This window comes from Nostoc sp. CHAB 5715, from assembly GCF_020829685.1.
Taxonomy (GTDB): domain Bacteria; phylum Cyanobacteriota; class Cyanobacteriia; order Cyanobacteriales; family Nostocaceae; genus Nostoc.
The window spans coordinates 1-3,244 of record NZ_JAIVFR010000863.1; the positions used below are offsets into that span (position 1 = coordinate 1).

Annotated in this window: 4 protein-coding genes and 2 pseudogenes; 5 read left to right on the forward strand and 1 reads right to left on the reverse strand. The window is 42.4% G+C overall.

What is annotated here, in order from left to right; all coding sequences use genetic code 11:
- Nucleotides 1-395, reverse strand: a pseudogene (locus tag LC574_RS32650) (MFS transporter); the annotation flags it as partial.
- 574 nt (nt 396-969) lie between these two features.
- Here LC574_RS32650 and LC574_RS32660 point away from each other — a divergent pair.
- The 5 genes and pseudogenes from LC574_RS32660 to LC574_RS32680 all read left to right on the forward strand — a co-directional run.
- Nucleotides 970-1,125 (forward strand): hypothetical protein, encoded by a 156-nt coding sequence (locus tag LC574_RS32660; RefSeq protein ID WP_229457741.1) that lies wholly within the window; start codon nt 970-972, stop codon nt 1,123-1,125.
- A 53-nt stretch (nt 1,126-1,178) separates the two neighbouring features.
- Nucleotides 1,179-1,394, forward strand: a complete 216-nt coding sequence (locus LC574_RS32665) for a hypothetical protein (protein ID WP_229457742.1) — start codon at nt 1,179-1,181, stop codon at nt 1,392-1,394.
- A 132-nt stretch (nt 1,395-1,526) separates the two neighbouring features.
- A complete protein-coding gene (gene psbV, locus LC574_RS32670) occupies nt 1,527-2,018 on the forward strand; it encodes a photosystem II cytochrome c-550 (RefSeq protein ID WP_229457743.1) in 492 nt (163 codons plus the stop codon).
- Nucleotides 2,019-2,439: 421 nt separating this feature from the next.
- Entirely contained in the window at nt 2,440-2,859 is a 420-nt protein-coding gene (gene petE, locus LC574_RS32675; RefSeq protein WP_229457744.1) for a plastocyanin, read from the forward strand.
- A 250-nt stretch (nt 2,860-3,109) separates the two neighbouring features.
- Nucleotides 3,110-3,244: pseudogene (locus LC574_RS32680) on the forward strand (cytochrome C); the annotation flags it as partial.

A 3,244-nucleotide genomic window follows, 5' to 3' on the forward strand; every position in this document is an offset into this window, starting at 1 on the left:
CCCAAGCTTACGCCGACAATACCGATTACTAGAACCAGCCATAGCAGCCGACCAATTCCGTGTGTCCGAAGAGAATATTGAAAACGGCTGGTGCTACGTTCAGACAAGTAAGCACCCAACGGCTGAATAAGATTGACCAACATGGGGATAGAGCACAGCATCCCAAATACCACTGGACTAGCACCCAATTCCACCAAAAAATTGCTAAGTAAAATCCCGCCAGTTCCAAGGGAGTAAACCGCTGCTAAGACAGAATCTGTAGTGGAGGCTTTTAAACTAGTGCGAATCGCATCCTTGGGAATTCGAGAGATTGGAGAAAGTGCTCTGGATGGTGAGGCAATCTGGGGAATTTCCAGAGTCAGTGGCGCATTTGTTTCAACCTGAACAAAATCCATAATGTATGTTTATGAGTAAAACATGCTGACATAAATTTGGTTGCCGAGGAACTCAGTATGCTTTCATGAGCATTCTTGATAAGTTTTTGTTATTTTAGCTTGCAATTCTCAACCAAAATTTCAAATAAGTAAAATATCACCTACTATTTTTGCTTCGCAGGTAAGTAAATATATTTAAAAAAGATCATCAATAACTTTGATAACCAGTTTGTCAGCGCCTTGTTGGGGCAACAACTATATTTACAAGCTATGACCAAGACTTACTGCGATCGCCATTCATTATGGCAGTCAATTATACTACAGTTTGCAGGTAAGTAAATATTCAGAGGCGATCGTGAATAACTTTTCAAGTTCCGATTTCTAAGCACAGAGTACGAGATATAATCATGCACGACCTATCGCTCGCTACAGCCGGGTTAGTGCGGGATTAAGCGGAGGTTCAGTAGTGTTTGAAATCAGCAGGCGGCACAGAAACGCCAGCTGGAATATCACAGAAAGTTCATCGATTTTCGGAACTTTACACGATTAGCTGAAGATCAACGAGTTTGGATTGCTTTGAGAAACACGGCAGAATATGAGGCAAGGGGAAGAGCGCATTGAGTATTGGTTATCCCCCTCATCCCCCTCATCCTCCTCATCCCCCTCATCCCCCTCATCCCCTATGCCCCATGCCCCATTCCCAATGCCCCATTCCCCAAACAGTATTTTGGGCAACAAATTGCACTCCTAACGTGATATTGGTATTACAGCGACTCAATCTCTATCTATCAGTTAACAACCATTATGGGTTTTGCAGACCTATCGATCGCAGAGATAGCAGCCGACTACAGCATTCCTGTAGAAAAAGTGTTTTCTCTGTGCAACCAACTGGGAATTCCTTACAAACACCAAAAGACTCGTTTGGCGTTAGAAGATGCAAAGGCAATTATTTCCCAAATATCGTCTGAAATACGCCCAAAAGGTACTAGCGACTTGATGGGTGATCACGAGGTCACCTGAAGGGTTATCTCGGGCTTTGGCTAATCACTGATAGCTAATGATAAAAAACAATAAGTCATTAGCAATTAGCAGCTTGGAGATTGAGAATCGCTTTCTTAGCTGTGTTGAGCGTCAAAATCTTTAAGGGGAAACATGTTTAAAAGACTAATTGGCGTTGTTGTGGTTACTGTTTTACTCTCGTTTCAGTTGCTTGTCGGTAGCGCGACAGCAGTGGAATTGGACAAAGCTACCCGGACAGTGCCATTAAATGAAAACGGTGATACTGTCGTACTTAGCCTTAAACAAGTCAAAGAAGGCAAACGCTTATTTAATTACGCTTGCGCCCAATGTCATGCTGGGGGAGTTACCAAAACAAACCAGAACATTGGACTCACTCCAGAAGACCTGGCACTGGCAACACCCAACCGTAACAACGTTGAAGGCTTGGTGGATTATCTGAAAAATCCCACTACTTACGACGGGGAAGAAGAGATTTCCGAAATACACCCTAGTATCAAAAGCGCAGATATTTTCACAGAAATGCGAAATCTGACAGATGATGACTTGGAGGCGATCGCCGGTCATATTCTCTTACAACCCAAAATCGTTGGCACTAAGTGGGGAGGCGGAAAAATCTATTACTAAATCCCGGAATTAGTACTGAGTCATTGGGGCATGGGGCGTAGGGCATAGGGCATTGGGCATTGGGCATTGGGCAGAATTCATTCCCCATTCCCCATTCCCCATTCCCCATTCCCCAATTTTCACCAAAGTTTAGCTGCTTTCGTTCTCGCAGCAGCACAAAAAGTTCTTAGTTGGGGCACGGAAATTTTGAATCAAAATATTTTTCAAGAAAAAATAAAAATCTCTTATTGTACTGTTTACCTTTATTCACAAGCTTTTTGGGCTATGGCAGTCTAGTATTTATTACTGATTGCACAACTTTTTGCAATAAATTGGTCTCCATTCTTAAAAAAAAAATTGTATCTATGACAGATTGTCATACTTTGGCGTTGATTTTATTTAAAATGAGAAAAGGAAAAAAATTATTTGTTAGGAGAGAGCCATGAAATTGATTTCGGCAAGCTGGCAACGTCTTAGTTTAGCTGTGTTAACAATCCTTTTAGTTGTTAGCAGCTTTGCTGTTTTTACTCCCAGTGCTTCGGCTGAAACTTACAAGGTGAAATTGGGTAGCGATAAAGGAATGCTGGCATTTGATCCGAAAAAGTTGACAATTAAACCAGGTGACACAATTGAATGGGTGAACAATAAAGTTCCTCCCCATAATGTTGTGTTTGATGCTGCCAAAAACCCAGTTAAGGACGCCACTTTAGCAAAATCTCTGTCTCATAAGAATTTGCTGATGAGTGCTGGTCAAAAGGAAACAACTACCTTCCCCGCAGACGCACCTGCTGGTGACTACACCTTCTACTGCGAACCCCACCGTGGTGCTGGCATGGTTGGTACAATCACTGTCCAAGGCTAGAAACATCCTCATTGACATAAGATGATTTTCTGGGCTTCTTTGAAATTAGCTCATAGCAACACGCTACACTCCTAGAGTGACGCACACAATGGATAAATGGCGGTAACGAGTCTTATCCTCCCCTAAGACGCTAAGTAACCTGTGGCGATTGAGGGGTGAACTCGTTACCGCCAATTTTGATCAAATTTGACTTAATCAGGTGTTAATCGCGTTTATACTCTTGCTGGAGGCTTGTTGCGAGGAAATTCTGTTGAGAATACTTTTATTAATCCTACTGTTGGCGATCGCTCTATTCAAATTGACATTCATTAGTCCAGCACTAGCTGCCGAAATATCTAACGGTGCTAAAATTTTTGAGGCTAACTGTGCTTCTTGCCACATAGGT

Excerpts from the sequence above, each read along its gene's own strand:
- LC574_RS32660 (WP_229457741.1), top strand. The coding sequence starts at position 970 with ATGAGGCAAGGGGAAGAGCGCATTGAGTATTGGTTATCCCCCTCATCC.
- psbV (WP_229457743.1), top strand. The coding sequence starts at position 1,527 with ATGTTTAAAAGACTAATTGGCGTTGTTGTGGTTACTGTTTTACTCTCG.
- LC574_RS32665 (WP_229457742.1), top strand. The coding sequence starts at position 1,179 with ATGGGTTTTGCAGACCTATCGATCGCAGAGATAGCAGCCGACTACAGC.
- petE (WP_229457744.1), top strand. The coding sequence starts at position 2,440 with ATGAAATTGATTTCGGCAAGCTGGCAACGTCTTAGTTTAGCTGTGTTA.